15 protein-coding genes are annotated in these 16,854 nt (G+C 48.3%); 14 read left to right on the top strand and 1 reads right to left on the bottom strand.

Annotation, left to right across the window (positions count from 1 at the left end):
• The 5 genes from truB to A3841_RS14035 all read left to right on the top strand — a co-directional run bounded on the left by truB (window position 1) and on the right by A3841_RS14035 (window position 5,009).
• Window positions 1–699, top strand: a complete 699-nt coding sequence (gene truB / locus A3841_RS14055) for a tRNA pseudouridine(55) synthase TruB (RefSeq protein ID WP_073852974.1) — start codon at window positions 1–3, stop codon at window positions 697–699.
• Window positions 683–1,615 carry a bifunctional riboflavin kinase/FAD synthetase gene (locus A3841_RS14050; RefSeq protein ID WP_073852973.1) on the top strand — a complete coding sequence of 311 codons (933 nt, stop codon included), beginning with the start codon at window positions 683–685 and terminating at the stop codon, window positions 1,613–1,615. Before truB ends, A3841_RS14050 begins: the two co-directional genes overlap by 17 nt.
• A 313-nt stretch (window positions 1,616–1,928) precedes the next feature.
• Window positions 1,929–2,627 carry a CoA transferase subunit A gene (locus A3841_RS14045; protein WP_073852972.1) on the top strand — a complete coding sequence of 233 codons (699 nt, stop codon included), beginning with the start codon at window positions 1,929–1,931 and terminating at the stop codon, window positions 2,625–2,627.
• Window positions 2,628–2,636: 9 nt separating this feature from the next.
• Window positions 2,637–3,293, top strand: a complete 657-nt coding sequence (locus tag A3841_RS14040; protein WP_073852971.1) for a 3-oxoacid CoA-transferase subunit B — start codon at window positions 2,637–2,639, stop codon at window positions 3,291–3,293.
• A gap of 165 nt (window positions 3,294–3,458) precedes the next feature.
• Window positions 3,459–5,009 carry a bifunctional GNAT family N-acetyltransferase/carbon-nitrogen hydrolase family protein gene (locus tag A3841_RS14035; RefSeq protein ID WP_073852970.1) on the top strand — a complete coding sequence of 517 codons (1,551 nt, stop codon included), beginning with the start codon at window positions 3,459–3,461 and terminating at the stop codon, window positions 5,007–5,009.
• Between the two features lie 69 nt (window positions 5,010–5,078).
• Here the strand turns inward: A3841_RS14035 and A3841_RS14030 are convergent, their stop codons facing one another.
• A complete protein-coding gene (locus A3841_RS14030; protein WP_073852969.1) occupies window positions 5,079–5,987 on the bottom strand; it encodes a YveK family protein in 909 nt (302 codons plus the stop codon).
• A gap of 751 nt (window positions 5,988–6,738) precedes the next feature.
• On the opposite strand from A3841_RS14030, the gene A3841_RS14020 reads away from it, so the two are divergent.
• The 9 genes from A3841_RS14020 (at window position 6,739) to A3841_RS13980 (ending at window position 16,828) form a co-directional block, all read left to right on the top strand.
• A complete protein-coding gene (locus tag A3841_RS14020) occupies window positions 6,739–7,290 on the top strand; it encodes a lipopolysaccharide biosynthesis protein (RefSeq protein ID WP_073852967.1) in 552 nt (183 codons plus the stop codon).
• Between the two features lie 305 nt (window positions 7,291–7,595).
• Window positions 7,596–8,498, top strand: coding sequence for an FkbM family methyltransferase (locus tag A3841_RS14015; protein WP_083610371.1), 903 nt, complete (start codon window positions 7,596–7,598; stop codon window positions 8,496–8,498).
• 81 nt (window positions 8,499–8,579) lie between these two features.
• Window positions 8,580–9,896 (top strand): flippase, encoded by a 1,317-nt coding sequence (locus tag A3841_RS14010; RefSeq protein WP_170866206.1) that lies wholly within the window; start codon window positions 8,580–8,582, stop codon window positions 9,894–9,896.
• Window positions 9,897–9,947: 51 nt separating this feature from the next.
• A complete protein-coding gene (locus A3841_RS14005) occupies window positions 9,948–10,811 on the top strand; it encodes a glycosyltransferase family 2 protein (protein WP_073852965.1) in 864 nt (287 codons plus the stop codon).
• 105 nt (window positions 10,812–10,916) lie between these two features.
• On the top strand, window positions 10,917–11,963 hold the full coding sequence (locus A3841_RS14000; protein ID WP_073852964.1) for a glycosyltransferase family 2 protein: 1,047 nt from the start codon (window positions 10,917–10,919) through the stop codon (window positions 11,961–11,963).
• Window positions 11,960–13,246, top strand: a complete 1,287-nt coding sequence (locus A3841_RS13995) for an O-antigen ligase family protein (protein ID WP_073852963.1) — start codon at window positions 11,960–11,962, stop codon at window positions 13,244–13,246. Before A3841_RS14000 ends, A3841_RS13995 begins: the two co-directional genes overlap by 4 nt.
• Entirely contained in the window at window positions 13,230–14,342 is a 1,113-nt protein-coding gene (locus A3841_RS13990) for a glycosyltransferase family 4 protein (RefSeq protein ID WP_073852962.1), read from the top strand. Before A3841_RS13995 ends, A3841_RS13990 begins: the two co-directional genes overlap by 17 nt.
• A gap of 12 nt (window positions 14,343–14,354) precedes the next feature.
• Window positions 14,355–15,644 carry an O-antigen ligase family protein gene (locus A3841_RS13985; protein WP_073852961.1) on the top strand — a complete coding sequence of 430 codons (1,290 nt, stop codon included), beginning with the start codon at window positions 14,355–14,357 and terminating at the stop codon, window positions 15,642–15,644.
• Window positions 15,645–15,682: 38 nt separating this feature from the next.
• Window positions 15,683–16,828, top strand: coding sequence for a glycosyltransferase family 4 protein (locus tag A3841_RS13980; protein ID WP_073852960.1), 1,146 nt, complete (start codon window positions 15,683–15,685; stop codon window positions 16,826–16,828).
• The last annotated feature ends 26 nt before the right edge of the window (window positions 16,829–16,854 follow it).

The following is a 16,854-nucleotide window of genomic DNA, read 5'->3' as shown; positions in this document are numbered from 1 at the left end:
ATGCAATACGATTTTGCCGCCGGCGAAATACTCCTCCTGAACAAGCCGCTCGACTGGACCTCCTTCGACGTGGTGAAGAAAGTACGCAACACCATCCGCGTGAAGAAAGTGGGCCATGCCGGCACGCTGGACCCATTGGCTACCGGCTTGCTCATACTTTGCACGGGCAAGTATACCAAACGCATCGACGAGATACAGGGGCAGGAGAAAGAGTACACCGGCATCATCCGCCTGGGCGAAACCACCCCCTCCTACGATCGCGAAACCGAGGTGACCGAAACCTGCGACATCAGTCACCTGACTGAGGAAAGTATAAAAGAGGCTGCGCAGAGCTTTGTTGGTGCCATTGAGCAGGTGCCGCCCATTTACTCTGCCGTGCAGGTAGATGGCAAGCGTGCCTATGACCTGGCCCGCAAGGGCAAGGAGGTAGAGTTGAAGCCGCGCTCCGTCACCATCGACGCTTTCGACATAACAAGTATAAACGGTCCTGAATTAGCGTTCAGGGTAGTGTGCAGCAAAGGTACCTACATCCGAAGCCTGGCCCACGACCTGGGGCAGAAACTGGGTGTGGGGGCGCACCTCTCCAAGCTGGAGCGCACGCGCATCGGCGAATATAAACTGGAGGATGCCCTTACTATAGACGATATCATCGCGATCAGAAAAAAACAGCTGGAGGAAGCGGATGAAGGTAATTCGTGACATAGCTGATTTTCCGGAGCTGAGCCACGCCGTGGTGACAAGCGGCACCTTTGATGGGGTGCATGTGGGCCACCAGAAGATCCTGCGCCGCGTGATGGAGCGCGCGCGCCAGAGCAACGGCCAAAGCGTGGTGATCACCTACTGGCCGCATCCGCGCCTGGTGCTGTTCCCGGACGACAACGACCTCAAGCTGCTCTCCACAATTGAAGAACGCACCGAGCAACTTCGTAGCTTCGGCATCGACTACCTGCTCATCATCCCGTTTACTAAGGAGTTCTCCCGTACCTCCTCCCGCAGCTTTATCGCTGATATACTGGTTCGGGCTATCAACACCAAGGTATTAATCATCGGCTACGACCACCGGTTTGGCAAGAACCGCGAGGGCAGCTTTGAGCATCTGAAGGCCCGCTCGGCACAGTATGGTTTTGAGGTGGAAGAAATTCCTCGTCAGGATGTGGACGATGTGGGCGTGAGCTCTACCAAGATCCGGAAGGCGCTGGAAAGCGGCGACATCGACACGGCCAACAGTTACCTCGGGCGCCCCTACAGCTTAACTTCCGTGGTAGAGGAGGGTGACAAAATCGGCCGCACGATCGGCTTCCCGACGGCTAACCTAGCGCTTCCGCCTGCCCATAAGCTCATACCCGGTAATGGCGTGTACGCCGTGTGGGCAAGTATAGGGAATGAGCGCCACCCGGCCATGATGAACATCGGCTTCCGGCCAACGGTGGAAGGCAAAAAACTGACACTGGAGGTGCACCTGCTCGATTTCAGCGGCGACCTCTACGGCAAAACCATCACGGTGCAGTTTATGGAGCAGCTCCGCAAGGAGCGCAAGTTCGAGAGCCTGGATGCCCTGAAAGCACAGCTGGAGAAAGACAAGCAGGCTACCAGAGAGCTTCTGGCCCTGCACTAACGCGCTTCCATACTTTGCCAATCCCATGCTTTAAAGTATAAGCCGAACGCCAGCCTGTAGATGCAGACTGGCGTTCGGCTTTAGAGCCAACTGCATCGGGAGAGTATGGCAAACTATAGATCCCCGAGGTATGCGCGAAAATTGAGATCAGAAACTTTTCACCTAACCTTTCCCCCATTTCACCCGAAAAAGGGATAGCCATACTTTTATATGCCTATTTTTATATCTAAATTACCTACAGTAAGAAAGAGCCGGTAAGGCAAACACAGAAAACTTGCGCACCGGCAGCTAAACATTCCCAATTCCACCCACTATGATCAATAAAACTGTTAAAAATGCACAGGAGGCGCTACAGGGCATTCAGGACGGCATGACGCTGATGCTGGGGGGCTTTGGCCTGTGCGGCATCCCGGAAAACTCAATTCAGGAGCTGCTGCGCCTGGGCGTAAAAGACCTGACCTGCATCTCCAACAACGCTGGCGTGGACGACTTCGGCATCGGGCTGCTGCTGCAAAAGCGGCAGGTAAGGAAGATGATCGCCAGTTACGTGGGCGAGAACGCGGAGTTTGAGCGCCAACTGCTGAGCGGCGAGCTGGAAGTGGAACTGATTCCACAGGGCACGCTGGCAGAGCGTATCCGGGCCGGTGGCGCGGGCATTCCGGCCTTCTTCACCCCTGCCGGCTACGGCACCGAGGTGGGTGAGGGCAAGGAGAGCCGCGAGTTCAACGGCAAAATGTACCTGATGGAAGCGTGGCTGAAGGCAGATTTCTCTTTCGTAAAGGCCTGGAAGGGTGATACCGCTGGTAACTTGGTCTACAAAGGCACCGCTCGCAACTTTAACCCCATGATGGCGGCCGCCGGAAAAATCACTGTGGCCGAGGTGGAGGAACTGGTGCCCGCCGGCGAGCTCGACCCGAACATGATCCACACCCCCGGCATCTATGTGCAGCGCATTTTCCAGGGCGACAAGTATGAGAAGCGCATCGAACAGCGTACGGTAAGAACTGCTTAATTGAGAGACATGGCTTTAGATAAACACAGTATAGCAAAACGAATTGCCAAGGAAGTAAAGATTGGCATGTACGTGAACCTGGGCATCGGCATACCCACGCTGGTAGCCAACTACATCCCAAAGGGCGTAGAGGTGGTGCTGCAGTCGGAGAACGGCTTGCTGGGCATGGGCCCCTTCCCTACCGAGGATGCGGTGGACGCCGACCTGATCAACGCAGGCAAGCAAACCATCACCACGCTTCCAGGGTCCTCCATCTTCAGTTCCGCTGAGAGCTTCGGCATGATTCGCGGCGAGCACGTGGACCTGACCATACTTGGCGCCATGGAAGTATCCGAAAACGGCGACATTGCCAACTGGAAGATTCCCGGTAAGATGGTAAAAGGCATGGGGGGCGCCATGGACCTGGTGGCCGCCGCCAAGAACATCATCGTGGCCATGCAGCATACCGCCCGCGATGGCTCGTCCAAGCTGCTAAAAGAGTGTTCCCTCCCCCTCACGGGCCTAAACTGCGTGAAAAAGATCGTTACCGACCTGGCCGTGCTGGAGGTAGTGGAGGGCGGCTTTAAATTACTGGAGCGCGCGCCGGGTGTAACGGTAGAAGACATCAGGGCCGCCACGGCGGGCAACTTGATTGTGGAGGGCGAGGTGCCCGAGATCCAAGTATAAAGTACACTTTACGAGAAACTATACTTAGAAGCGCAGCCGCAAACTGCGCTTCTTTCGTTATTTTTGCATGGTATCGCTTGCATTATCCGGTGCTGGAGGTATACTATATCAAAAGTATGGCAAGCCTACGTATATAGCTACAAGTATAAAAATTCCCAACACATAATGAGTGAACGAGAAGAAACCAGTTTTGAACATAGATTGCTCCTGCGCCAGCTCGAGCTGAAAGATTACAAAGAGGTGAAGGAGATCATGGAAACCGTGTACTCCAGCATCGACGGCGCCTGGACCCGGAAGGAGTTCTCTAACCTGCTGAAGAAGTTTTCGGAGGGCCAGATTTGTATTGAGGACAATGGCAAGGTAGTGGCTGCCGCCCTGAGCCTGATCATTGACTACGACGAGTATGGCGACAAGCACACCTACGACCAGATCATTGACAAAGGCTCCTTTAAAACGCACGACCCGGAAGGCGACACGCTGTATGGCATCGATGTATTCGTGCACCCGGAGTACCGCAACCTGCGCCTGGGCCGCCGCCTTTACGATGCCCGCAAGGAGATCTGCGAGAAGCTGAACCTGCGTGGCATTATTGCCGGCGGCCGCATACCCGGCTATAAGGACTACGCCAACAAGCTTACGCCTGCCAAGTATATCGAGATGGTGCGCAACAAGGAGCTCTCCGACCCGGTGCTTTCTTTTCAACTGAGCAACGGCTTCCACGTCCGTCGCATCCTGAAAGGCTACCTCCCCGACGACACCGACTCCAAGGCCTATGCGACGCTGCTGGAATGGATAAACGTGTACTACGAGGACAAGGAAAAGCTGATCGGGGGCAAGAAAACCGTGGTGCGTATCGGCATTGTACAGTGGCAAATGCGCGCCATCAAGGACATCGACGACTTTATGCAGCAGGTTGAGTTCTTTGTGGACACCGTAAGCTCGTACAAGTCCGATATCGTGATGTTCCCGGAGTTCTTCAACGCGCCGCTCATGGCCTTATCAAACGAGGATACGCCATCTGAGGCGATTAGAAGTATGGCCGAGTATACTGAAGAGATCCGCGAGCGGATGATCCACCTGGCCCTGTCGTACAACATCAACATCATTGCCGGAAGTATGCCGGAGTACTACGACAACAAGCTCTACAACGTGAGCTACCTCTGCCGCCGCGACGGCACTTACGACTCGCAGTACAAGCTCCACGTTACCCCGGACGAGTCGCACTACTGGGGAATGCGCGGGGGCCATAAACTCAAGATATTCGACACCGACATAGGTAAAGTCGGCATCCTGATCTGCTACGACGTGGAGTTCCCGGAACTGGCCCGCATGCTCTCCGACATGGACATGAAGATTCTCTTCGTGCCTTTCTGGACCGACACCAAGAACGCCTACCTGCGCGTGCGCCTCTGCTCCCAGGCTAGGGCCATAGAGAACGAGTGCTACGTCGCCATCACCGGAAGCGTGGGTAACCTGCCGAAGGTCGAGAACATGGACATCCAGTATTCCCAGTCCGCCGTCTTCTCCCCTTCCGATTTTGCCTTCCCACACGACGCCGTGATAGCCGAGGCCACTCCGAACACCGAGATGACGCTAATTGCCGACCTGGACCTGGATTTGCTCAAGGACCTGAACACCGCGGGAAGCGTCCGCAACCTGAAAGACCGCCGCAGAGATCTGTATAACCTGAGTTGGGTGATGCGGAAGGATGAGTAACTTATTAAAACAAAAAAGCCGCTGCTATGAAAGTATAGCAGCGGCTTTTCGTTTATTGCATAATATTACTTAGGCCAGCTTTCTTTTTTTCCTGCTATCCAATCCTAAGGCAACAGGTATGCTAATGAAAAAAGCTATCGCACCACCTATAACCAGGTATTTTAGCAGATTAGGACCTGTAGGTCTCAGGCGGGGAGCAAAGCCATTCACAATCTGAATGTTGTCCAACTGATCCAGGTCTCCCTCTAGCTCCACCTGCTGCTGATACATGTTTATACTTTCACGGAAAAGGTCGGCCGGATCCAGTGGCTGCCCGTAAACGAATCCATTTACCGGTCCGCGGGGAGATACAACGGCTTTTTTTACACTATCCATGGCGGTTATATCTTCCTTGAGCTTGCTGATCATGCTCTCCATTTCTCGCTGCCTGATAAGTTTCTGCTTAGAGAAATACCTGTTACTCTCCAGGTAATTGGCAAGAGCTGGCTCCAAAGAATTAAAGTATTCACTGTTGTATACAGAAAGCTCTATCTCAAAAGGGGATCCGGTCAGCACACTGTCCTCTGCAATCAGTTCCTGATCCAGGTTTGAGAAGTTCATTTCCTTTATCTGCTTTGCGGCCTCCACACTCATATCCAGGTCCTGTGCCACGGCTTCATAATTATCCTCCTGAATCATAATAGAAAGTCTTTGCAGCTGATTCTCAACAAACTGGTTCCGGATTTCAGCCAGCACCAGCGTCATGGAGGAAGTATAGTAGGGCTTCGTGGATTTGTAAGTCAAGTATCCTATTCCTGAGCCCATCAAGGTAAAAATCAACAGGACCCATTTATAGCGTAAGAGCACCCTGAAAAAACCTGATATGCTCCTGCCCATACCGCTGAGCAAATCCCCAACCTTGGTATATATAAAATAGATATCTACCTCGTCTTGAGAGCTTGCACCTTTATTTCTGCCTTTCACTTCGTGTTCGTACATAAACCCATGCTTTCGAAGGCCAAATATACAATTATCTACGCGTTCCTATAATTAGTTTTTATGGTACTCCCGTACCCCATTCCTAAAGAAGCCTGGTGGAAAGGATCTCGTGTTTGCCTGGCAAGGCTACCACGAGCTGAAGCAGTGAGAAAGAGATGGCAAGCCAGCCCCTCCTCCTCATTTGGTAAAGCAACTCAAAATAAGGGAGTATCAGGAAAAATCCGGAGTAAACACATGAGTGGGGACCGGTACTTACCTTGGCAAGATGAATGAAGCACAGCGTACCCGATTCCAAGACATAAATTCTGTTCAACTAAGCGAACCGCTTTATAAAGGCCGCGAAGTCAAAATTCAAGCCTTACCCACACATAACAATTCTAAAGGGCGTTAGTGGTAAGGTGCTTCATTCTCTCGTTCCTCAGCTGCAAGACCGCGCTATTTTCTGGCTCAACGGCCACTACTCTGCCGGCGAAAAGGGATGCCCCTCTCTTTTGAGGACAAACACCAGTGCGGCCCCTCGAAATATCTAAAAAGTAGATGCGTGATACCAATCATACTTCTAAAACCAGCTGCAGCCTACTTTGACCTGGGTAGCGTCTGGCAGGTTAATGATGGATGCCTCGTACCGAACCATGTTAAACTTGTAGTAGCCTACTTCCTGTTCGTAGGCGCTAAATAAACTTATATAACTTACCTATCTTTGTCGTTTTACAGCCTTCTAAGGGCCTGAGGAAATATTTAAATTAGTGTAGTGCAGATAGCAGCCCCCCTGTTTAACAGGTTAACAGACAAAATATTTAAGTCGAATTCCGTAAAGAACCTGTTCATCTACTCTTCAGGCGCTTTGTTCCTGAAAGGTATAGGCTTTTTCCTGATTCCCCTCTATACCTCGTTACTTGCCCCAAGCGATTATGGTAAACTTGAGTTACTCACAACTATTGCCACGGTACTTGGCATTCTGTTTTCCTTTGGCCTGTCCCAGGTGGTATTCATTGAGTACTTCCACCTCGACGCCAAGGGTAAAAGAGAAATAATTCAACAGATTACCTGCGCCTATACTTACCTGGCCCTACCTCTATTCGCTTTGGCAGGTGTGTTGCTTGTCTTTTTCGGAAATGCCGCTTTCGAGCAAAATGTGGGGCCGTTTATAGTTGCATTGGTGTTGCTGCAAAGCTTTTGTAGCTTTTATCAAAACACTTTTTTTGCTCTGTTGCAGATAGTGAAGAAAGCACTCACCCTCAAATCAATCACATCATCTAGATGGCCTTTTCCATCTTCAGGTCTGTATATAGCTTCTGATTAATTTATACAGTGCAAATCTATATAATTCAATTTAACCCTGAATGCTCCGTTACTGTTGAATAACCATAGTTGCTTATATTTGCGTTCTTTTTCTTTTATGATGTAGCATGGCGTTCGGTAATGCAGCAACTAGAATGATTGCGACGGCAGGTTAAAAGAATTGTCTTGCATTCGCCTCTCTTGGGCGGTAAGAATAATTTACGCTACATTTGAAAGACCATAAATCTTTCATGAGGTTGAGTGAGGTATATGATTACAGTCGCTATCCCTTTATCATTAAAGATCTAAAGCAAACATAATCAGCAGATGCAAATAGTAAGAAGCCTATACAGAAAAATGGTATCTGAGGACCTTAGGTGGAAGATCTGGACCTACAGAATCAGAAACACGGAGTTAGGCCGTTTGCGAAGCGAGTTTTTGAATTATTACGGGGAGCTCTCTCCTGAAAAGCTAAACAGTGAACTACAGGACGTTGTGGGCTTTGTAAAAAAACACGGCGTCGTTACGTTTCCGTATCCTTATATATATAACTACAGCCCCGAACAGGTAAAACTGTACCGAGACGAGAAACTGGACTTGCCCTACGTGCAACACCAAGGTAAACGGTTGTATTACAAACGGACCTGGGATGAAATCGCAATAAAGGAAAACTATAATTTCCTGTCTATTGAGCAGGACCCCGCATCACCGCACCTGTACCTTACCGCTGCTTTTAATGTAGAAGAAGGAGATATAGTCGTAGACGTGGGCGCAGCGGAAGGAAACTTCTCGTTAGGGATAGTGGAAAAGGTTAGTAAGCTATACATCTTTGAAACCGACTCGGAATGGATAGAGGCGCTGCAAGCAACATTTGCCCCTTGGAAGGAAAAAGTGCATATCTTAAACAAATATGTATCTGACGTAGTGGGTGAAAACAACATTACCCTCGACGAGTTTCTGAAAGATTACCCTCAGGTTGATTTTGTAAAAATTGACGCAGAAGGCGCCGAAGCCAAGATATTGGAAGGTGCTGAGATGACTTTGCAAAAACATAAGGCGCTAAAGGTGGCTATATGCACCTACCACAAACAGCAGGATGCAGTAGAGTTAGCTCATATGCTCAGAAAGCATGGCTTCAATATCGAGTACTCTGATGGCTATATGTTCTTTCTGGAAGACAAGCAAACCCCTCCTTACGTAAGAAAAGGGCTGATAAGAGCTCGTAAGTAACTCTATACTATCGGAGCCTACTAAATCAGACAAATGATAACTTAAAATATACACGGTTAACAGGAATACTAATTGAGCTTTTTGAGAAACACATTATCCAAGTTTAGCATCTTTGCTAAAAGCGATTATAAGCCCCTGGTGTCAAACTTTCTTTCACTCGGTTTAATACAAGTAGCTAATTTCCTATTATCCATCGCAACGTTCCCTTACATAGTAAGAGTTATAGGAGTAGAGCGGTTTGGTGTGATTACCCTTTTGCAGACCATCATGCTCTACTTTGTAGTGCTAACTGATTACGGGTTTAATTTATCCGCCACCAAAGATATTTCCACCAATAGAAACGACAAAACCAGGATCTCCGGAATCTTCTCTGAAGTAATGACTACGAAGTTAGTCCTGCTGCTCCTGTCGTTTATAATCCTCTCCTGCTCTTTTATACTAGTTCCGGACTTCAGGGAGCACTGGACGCTAACTATTTTCAGTTTCACGATTGTACTGGGCCAAGCCTTACAACCTACTTGGTTTTACCAGGGAATAGAGAAGATGAAGTACATTACCTACATCAATATTCTGAACAGGATATTATATGCTGTCGGGATATTTATTCTCATCAGTCAGCCTCAGGATTACCTCTTCATAAACCTGATAAATGGAATAAGTCTGATAATTGGGGGAGTGATTAGCCTGTTTATTGTTTTCAGCAAGTTCGGGCTGCAATACTCTTTCCCGAGCCTTTCTCAGATCAGGAAGCAGCTCGTAGATTCCTGGAATATATTCTTTGCAACATTAACCGTTTCAATATCTAACAATACTAATATTCTTATTCTTGGTATTTTTGCTAATCCGCTTGTTATAGGCTACTATAGCATAGCAGAAAAGGTCTTCCAGATCATGCGCACCCTTGCAACTATCCTGTATCAGGTGGTTTATCCAAGAGTATGTATTCTTGCTCAGGAGTCCTTTGAGGTCCTGGCAAAGTTCCTGCGCAAATTTTTCAGAGTCATATTAGTGGCATTCCTGCCACTTTCTTTCTTAGTCTTTGCTTTTGCAGACTACATCGTATATCTTATAACTGGTGAGTTCATAAGTGAGGCGGCTTTGATCTTAAGAATTATATGCTTTGGACCATTTATGGCTGCTCTAAATATTCCTGCGAGCCAGACCATGCTGGCCTACAAACTGGATAAGCTATATACTGTTGTCTTAACGATTGGGGCCGTCATTAATGTGACCTTAAATTTTATTTTAACCTTTCATTTTCAGGCAGTAGGCACTGCCCTGAGCATCATGCTAACGGAAATTTTTATAACAGGCCTCCTGTATTATGCCCTATATAGGAAGTATCCTCATTACACTTTCTTTATAAACAGTCCGCTTATGAAGAGCACTAAGGTGTAAGTCCAGAAACAAGTACATAAAGAGTAGAAATATAAAAACACTATTTATACCATGATATCAAATATCGCTGGTGTCGTTGTTCTTTATAATCCGGAGGAAGATATAATTGACAACGTTTCAACCTACTATAACAGTTTACAAAAACTTTATGTGGTCGACAACTCTGAAGTTCCCTCGGAGAAAGTATTGCAAGAACTAAGTAAGAACTTCCCCCATACAGAATATCACCACCTGGCAAATAACCAGGGCATTGCCAAAGCATTAAATATTGCCGCTTCAAGAGCAATAGAAGAAGGATTCGATTGGCTGCTCACCATGGATCAGGACAGCCAGGCCAGTGAGGACATGATACCAAAGCTGCTGGAAGTCAGCGCTAATATTCCAAAGGAGCAGGTAGGTATAATTGCACCCAGGTATATTCTAGAAACTGATTCCTTGGATGCAGAACAGAGCAATTTACAGGAAGTCGATGTGGCTATTACCTCAGGTAATCTGTTGAACCTCTGTGCTTTTAAAGAAGTAGGCCCTTTCCGTGAGGATTTCTTTATAGACTATGTGGATCATGAGTATTGTTTACGCCTTAAGCTAAGCAATTATAAAATTGTCATAAATAACAAAGTCCTGCTTTATCATAAGCTAGGAGACTCCAAGAGCCATTCTTTTTTGGGCTATCAGGTAAATGCTTCGCACCATAACTTTTTAAGAAGATATTATATTACACGAAACCGACTGGCTGTTTTAAAAGAGTTTAAAATCCAATTTCCACAGTACTACAGAAATGAGAGTACCAATAATTTAAGAGAGTTCATCAAGATAATTCTTTTTGAAAAAAATAAGGTAAAGAAGATAAAGAGTGTCTACAAAGGCTACTTGGATTTCCGAAGAAATAAATTCGGCAAGTATAGGCACAACTAAGACAGAGAGTTACTGACCAGCAATTAACATATTACCCCTATACCTATACTATTTAATAAAGCTGTAAGCGTGTTTATCTAACTCACTTACAAGGCTACCAAAACCATGTTGACTTGCCCTAAAGTTTATATCATACTTGTCAATTATAAGAACTGGCAGGACACGGCAGAGTGCCTGGAAAGCCTCTTTAAACTCGACTACCAGAACTTTAAGGTTATAGTGGTAGACAACGACTCTCAGAACGGCTCCTTCGCGCAACTAAGAAGTTGGGCAGCGGGGGACTCGCCTGTTTTGTTTAACGAGCAGTTTTACGCGGCAACGCCTGTGGCTTCCTACCCTATTAGCAAGCCTGTCCCTTACCTACACTTTGATTCAGAAAGTATAAATGGCGCTGCCCTAGCCGATGAGAAACTGTTGCTGGTAGAGTCCAGGAAAAACCTGGGCTTTGCCGGCGGCAACAACGTGGGCTGCAGGCTTGCCCTTGCTCATCAGGCGGATTACGTCTGGCTCCTGAACAATGATACGGTTGTGGAGAAAGAATCCCTCACCCACCTGGTGGCACACTTTGAGAAGTCGAAGTATAACAGGCAGCGGCTCGGCATACTGGGTGCAAAACTTTTGTATTACCACAACCCCAACTTTGTTCAGGCTATTTTGGGGAAGTATAAACCGCTCACGGCCAGCACCACGCACATCGGGCTGAACAGGCCTGCTTCTACCCCTTTCCACGATCTGCGCATAGAAGCTGATGATTATGTTGTGGGGGCCTCCATGTTTGTCTCCGCCGACTTCGTGAAGGAAGTCGGCTTCATGTGTGAGGAATACTTTTTATACTTTGAAGAAATAGACTGGGTAAAAAGAGGGGCGGCCAAAAACTACACGATCGGTGTTTGCTTAGAAGCGAACATTTACCACAAAGAGGGCGCCTCCATTGGCGGAAGTATAAAAGACAACAACAACAAAAGTGAGCTGTCGGACTTTTACAGTATCCGCAACAGGTTGATCATCACCAAGAAGTTTTACCCCAGATTCCTATATCCTGTATATTTAAGCTTGGTGGCCGTAGCGGCCAACAGGGTACGAAGAAAGCAGTTCGATAGAATTCCGCTAATTTTGAAAGCCCTTAAATCCTCCAAAAAGAGTACGCTTTGAGAAGCTCGGAAAAACTGATTGTGCCGCATGTTGGCCTCTGGCTATTTATAGCTTACTGTATCCTGTGCTTTCATTTCACGGAAACCAAGATAGCAAGCATTAAACTGAATGAGTTGGTGTCTCTGCTCACCATTCCGTTTCTGCTCTACAGCATCAGGAGTGTGAACAAGTATTTGCTCTACTTCATCGGCCTGTTTGTCGCTTTACTCCTGCTGACTTTTATCACGAACCTAAACCGGGACTTCTTTTTAGAAATAAACGGGATTACGCTGCTGAAGAGTCCATATCTCATCAGCATCGCCAGGTTTATAGAACTGATCGCTTGCATCGCCTTCGCCCTGGTCGTATATAAAACTGTTCAGTTCTACAGAGAGAAGGGGCTTACCACCAGTTCCATACTTCGGAGGGTTCTAATGGCCAACATGTTGGTGTCGTTGTTCTTCCTGCTGGTGTTTATACTTACCTACCTGAAAATACTGCCGCTGGCAGGCTCCCAGATCATCTACGACACTACGCCATACGCTGTAAGCGACCCAACCCCGAGGCTCAGGGGCTACTACGTAGAAGGCGGTCCGCTGGGACTGTTTTACAGCGCCCTCTATATCCTTACTTTCTTCATGCAAGGACGGAAATGGGTGCTTCGGCTGGTTTTCCTATTGGTTATACTTTGCGCCCAGTCCAAAGCGGGAATAGTCGCGGTGGTGGCCTGGCACTTTTACCTTTTTTACCAGCGATTCAGGTATACCAGTTGGTTCCGTTACATTATTCTGGCAGCGCTTATTCCGCTCTTTTACCTTGTCTTCACGATGGTTATCTCGGATTATATCTACTCGATGAACAACTTCAGCGCCATCGTGGAGGAAAGGAAAAACGACTACAACTTTGTGATGGGCCGTATTGCCGCTATTTTCATTACGCCGAACATGGTGTCGGAAAGTCCGCTGCTAGGGGTAGGACTCGGTAATTATGCCCTTGTCAGGAACAACCCGGAATATTTGGGGATGCTGCCGCCCGTCAGCGAGTGGGATGCCCCTGGGCTGGGGGTGTTCGCGACCTTGCTGGTGGAAAACGGCTTGCTGGGCTTACTCCTGTTTCTACTGCTCCTTTACTCCATCTACAGAAGGTACGCTCCCTTTTCCCGCATATCAGACAGGGCAATAAAAGCCTTTGTGTTGATCTGCCTGTTAGGTGTGCAACTGCATTTTTTATACATTTGGTTTTTTATAGGTATAGCATTAGCTGCCCCAAACGATGATGAACAGGTAGATGAGCCCAACGTATAAAATCCTTGTTGTTGACGCCAGGATGGTTAATGCTTCCGGTATCGGTACAGATATACAGAACCTGCTCCCGTACCTGAAAAATAACTTTGCGATTACGTTGCTGGGAGATCCGGAGGAGCTAATGCAATTCCCCTGGGTGGTTGGCCTGAAGATCATAAAGTTTGATAAACCTATTTACTCTATAGCAGAGCAGGTGCTGCTGCCGCTAGTAGTACCCACATGCGACTTTTTCTTTTCGCCGCACTTCAACGTTCCGATGCTGCCCGTGAGGGCGGCCAAACGGGTGGTTTTGATTCATGATCTCTATCATTTAGCTGCCACTGCCATCAACCCGATACACAGGCTCTATGCCCGGGTGCTGCTTCAGTCTTCCATCCGTTTATCAGACACCATTATCACCATCTCTGAGTTTTCTCGCTCCGAGATGAAAAAGTACCTGAAGATAAGAAACAAGCAGGTGCATAAAATAAGTCTGGGGGTGGACCACAACAGGTACCACAGGAAGCAGGATGCTGCTGTGGTGAAAGAAGTGCAGGAAAAATATACTTTACCGGCAGAATTCGTCCTGTTTGTAGGCAACGTAAAACCCCACAAGAACCTGAAAAACCTGGTGCTGGCCTTCAGCAAGCTGAACAAAGCGCAGTTTCCGGACCTCAAACTGGTGATTGTCGGAAAGAAGGAAGGATTTATTACAGGAGACAAGGGCCTGCCGGATTTGATCGAAAAACTGGGCCTAGGCCCGCGTGTGCTGTTCACTGGCTTTGTGGACAATGCGCATCTACCCGTTATCTATACTTTAGCCACGGTGTTTGTCTTCCCCTCCCTCTACGAGGGCTTTGGCCTGCCCCCGCTGGAGGCCATGGCGTCGGGTTGTCCGACAGTAGTCTCGAAAGCTGCAAGTATGCCCGAAGTTTGCCAGGATGCCTGTTTATACTTTGATGGAGAAAACCCGGATGACATGGCGGAAACGCTGGACCGCGTGCTACAGGATGCAGGCTTAAGAGAAACGCTGGCAAAGAAGGGGCTGGAGCTGGCAAAACAGTATACCTGGGAGAAATCAGCCGCTGAGTTGCGCGACTTTATACTTCATCATTAGAAAAGGAGAGCAATGTTAGGTAGAAAAGTAAGTGCAGTAAACGAAAAAGTATACTTCTTCCTGCTGCTTTTTGTAGCGTTTCTGATTCCTACAGCCGAGGGGCTCCCCGTAAAGCTTGCCAGCCTCAGCGTCATACTTTTGTCTGCACACTGGCTCGTGTCCGGCAACTACAGGCAGAAGTTTGACAGGCTAAGAACAAACAGACTGTTGTGGCTTTTTACAGGCCTGTTCCTGATTAACCTGGTTGGGCTTTTGCGCTTTGGCAACGTGGATGAGGCAGGCGACCTGCTGGTCAGAAAGCTTCCTTTGCTGCTGTTTCCGTTAGTTATCGGCACCTCCGCCAAGCTCTCCCGGAAGCAGGTTGATCACCTCATCGTAGCGTTTACACTGGGCTTGTTCCTTATTTCCCTTTTCACCTTCAGGGAGGGAATCGCCGTGCTGCTGGACCGCAATGACCTGACCACTATGGTGAGGTTAACTTTACTGCACAGGCCTTATGCCGGTATGTTCAGCGTTTTTGCCATTATTGGGCTTTCCCGGATGTTCAGAACGCATTCCTCGTTTGCTATAAGGGTTTTCCTGCTTCTGGCCATACTCTATTTCCTTTTCTTCATCTACATCCTGTATGTCAAGATGTCGGTGATTGCCCTTATAGCCTTAGTTGTCATGTTTGCTCTTTTGGGCGCAGTTAAAAAGCTGGGGAAGCTTCCGGTGCTGGCAGCGGGGGTGCTGCTGTTGCTCTCAGCCTCCTGGTACATCAGCAGGGATGAGCAGGCAAGAGTAATCCTAAAAAAGATAACCAGCTTCGAGGATTTCTCTTACCAGGAGTACAACATACACCTCGTGTCAAGTATCAATATTCGATTCATTAACTGGGGCTGTAGCGTACAGGTACTGCAAAAGAACAACAACTGGATAACAGGCCTCGGGATCGGAAACACACAGGAGAAGCTCAACCAGTGCTACATGGACTTGAACCCGTGGATCTATGAAAACCAGATGAATGCACACAATGAGTATCTGGAGGAAACGCTGCGAAACGGAGTGCCCGGCCTTCTTATACTCCTGCTTTGTATAGCTGTGCCCCTGGTGCCGAGTCTTCGCTACGAAAATTATACTTACCTTGGCTTTTTGGCACTTTTCGCCATTTGTTGCATCACGGAGAATGTGTTGTCCAGGCAGGCAGGTATAATGTTCTACGCTTTTTTCAATTCTGTCTTTGCATTCAACAGCCTCCGCCTGGAAGGCAAAAGGGGTGAAGAAACCATGCATAGCACGCGGCAATGCTACCACTCCGGCTAATACTATTTTTCCTCCCTTAATCTTAATCAAATACCCCATTGAAAATCGCTATAGTACACGAATGGTTTGTAGAGTATGCAGGCTCAGAGCGAGTGGTGGAGCAGCTGCTGCAGCTATACCCGGACGCGGACCTTTTCTCGGTGATTGACTTTATGCCAGAGCACCTCAGAGCGCATATGCTCCACAAGTCGCCAACCACTACGTTTATTCAGAAACTGCCCTTTGCCCGCAAGCACTATAGAAACTACCTGGCGCTGATGCCCCTGGCCATTGAACAGCTGGATGTCTCCGCCTACGACCTTGTTATTTCGAGCAGCCATGCCGTGGCGAAGGGCGTGATCACGCATGCCGGACAGGTGCATATCTGCTATTGCCACTCCCCTATCCGCTATGCTTGGGACCTGTATCACCAGTACCTGCGGGAGTCGGGGCTGGCCAAGGGGCTCAAAGGCTTCATCGCCAAGTCCATATTGCACTACATACGAATGTGGGACTACACGACTGCTAACAGGCCTGATGCTTTTGTGGCCAATTCCGCTTACATCGCCCGCCGGATAAAAAAAGTGTATAACCGGGAGGCCGCCGTTATTTATCCCCCGGTAGACGTAGAAAGCTTCAGCTTGGTAGCGGCGAAGGAGGACTTTTACCTGACTGCTTCCAGGCTAGTGCCCTATAAAAAAGTTGACCTTATCGTGGAGACTTTCGCCAAGCAACCGGATAAGAAATTGATCGTGATCGGTGATGGCCCTGATTTCAACAAGATTAAGGCAAAGGCTACCAACAATATTGTACTCATGGGTTATCAGCCTTTCGATGTTTTGAAAGACCATATGCAACGCGCCAAAGCCTTTGTATTTGCTGCCGAGGAGGATTTCGGAATCATACCTGTAGAGGCACAGGCCTGCGGCACCCCCGTTATAGCGTTCGGTAAAGGGGGCGCCTGCGAGACAGTAGCACATGGCAGCACAGGCGTTTTGTACCAGGAACAAAGTATAGCCTCTCTCTCAGAAGCGATCAGCCTGTTCGAGCGTAACGCAGCGGATTTTGACCCGCTGCTTATCAGGAAAAACGCGGAGAGGTTCAGCGCTGGGGTGTTCAAGGAAAAGGTGAAGGATTTTGTGGAAGAGAGCATGCCAGATAAGGCGCCATACCTGGGACCTCGGAAAGCAGGGCTCCATAGGTAAAAGCCCTGAAAGTCTGGCTCTTTAAT

Source organism: Pontibacter flavimaris, from assembly GCF_001907195.1.
Taxonomy (GTDB): Bacteria; Bacteroidota; Bacteroidia; order Cytophagales; family Hymenobacteraceae; genus Pontibacter; species Pontibacter flavimaris.
This window is presented reverse-complemented; position numbering and strand designations above follow the sequence as displayed.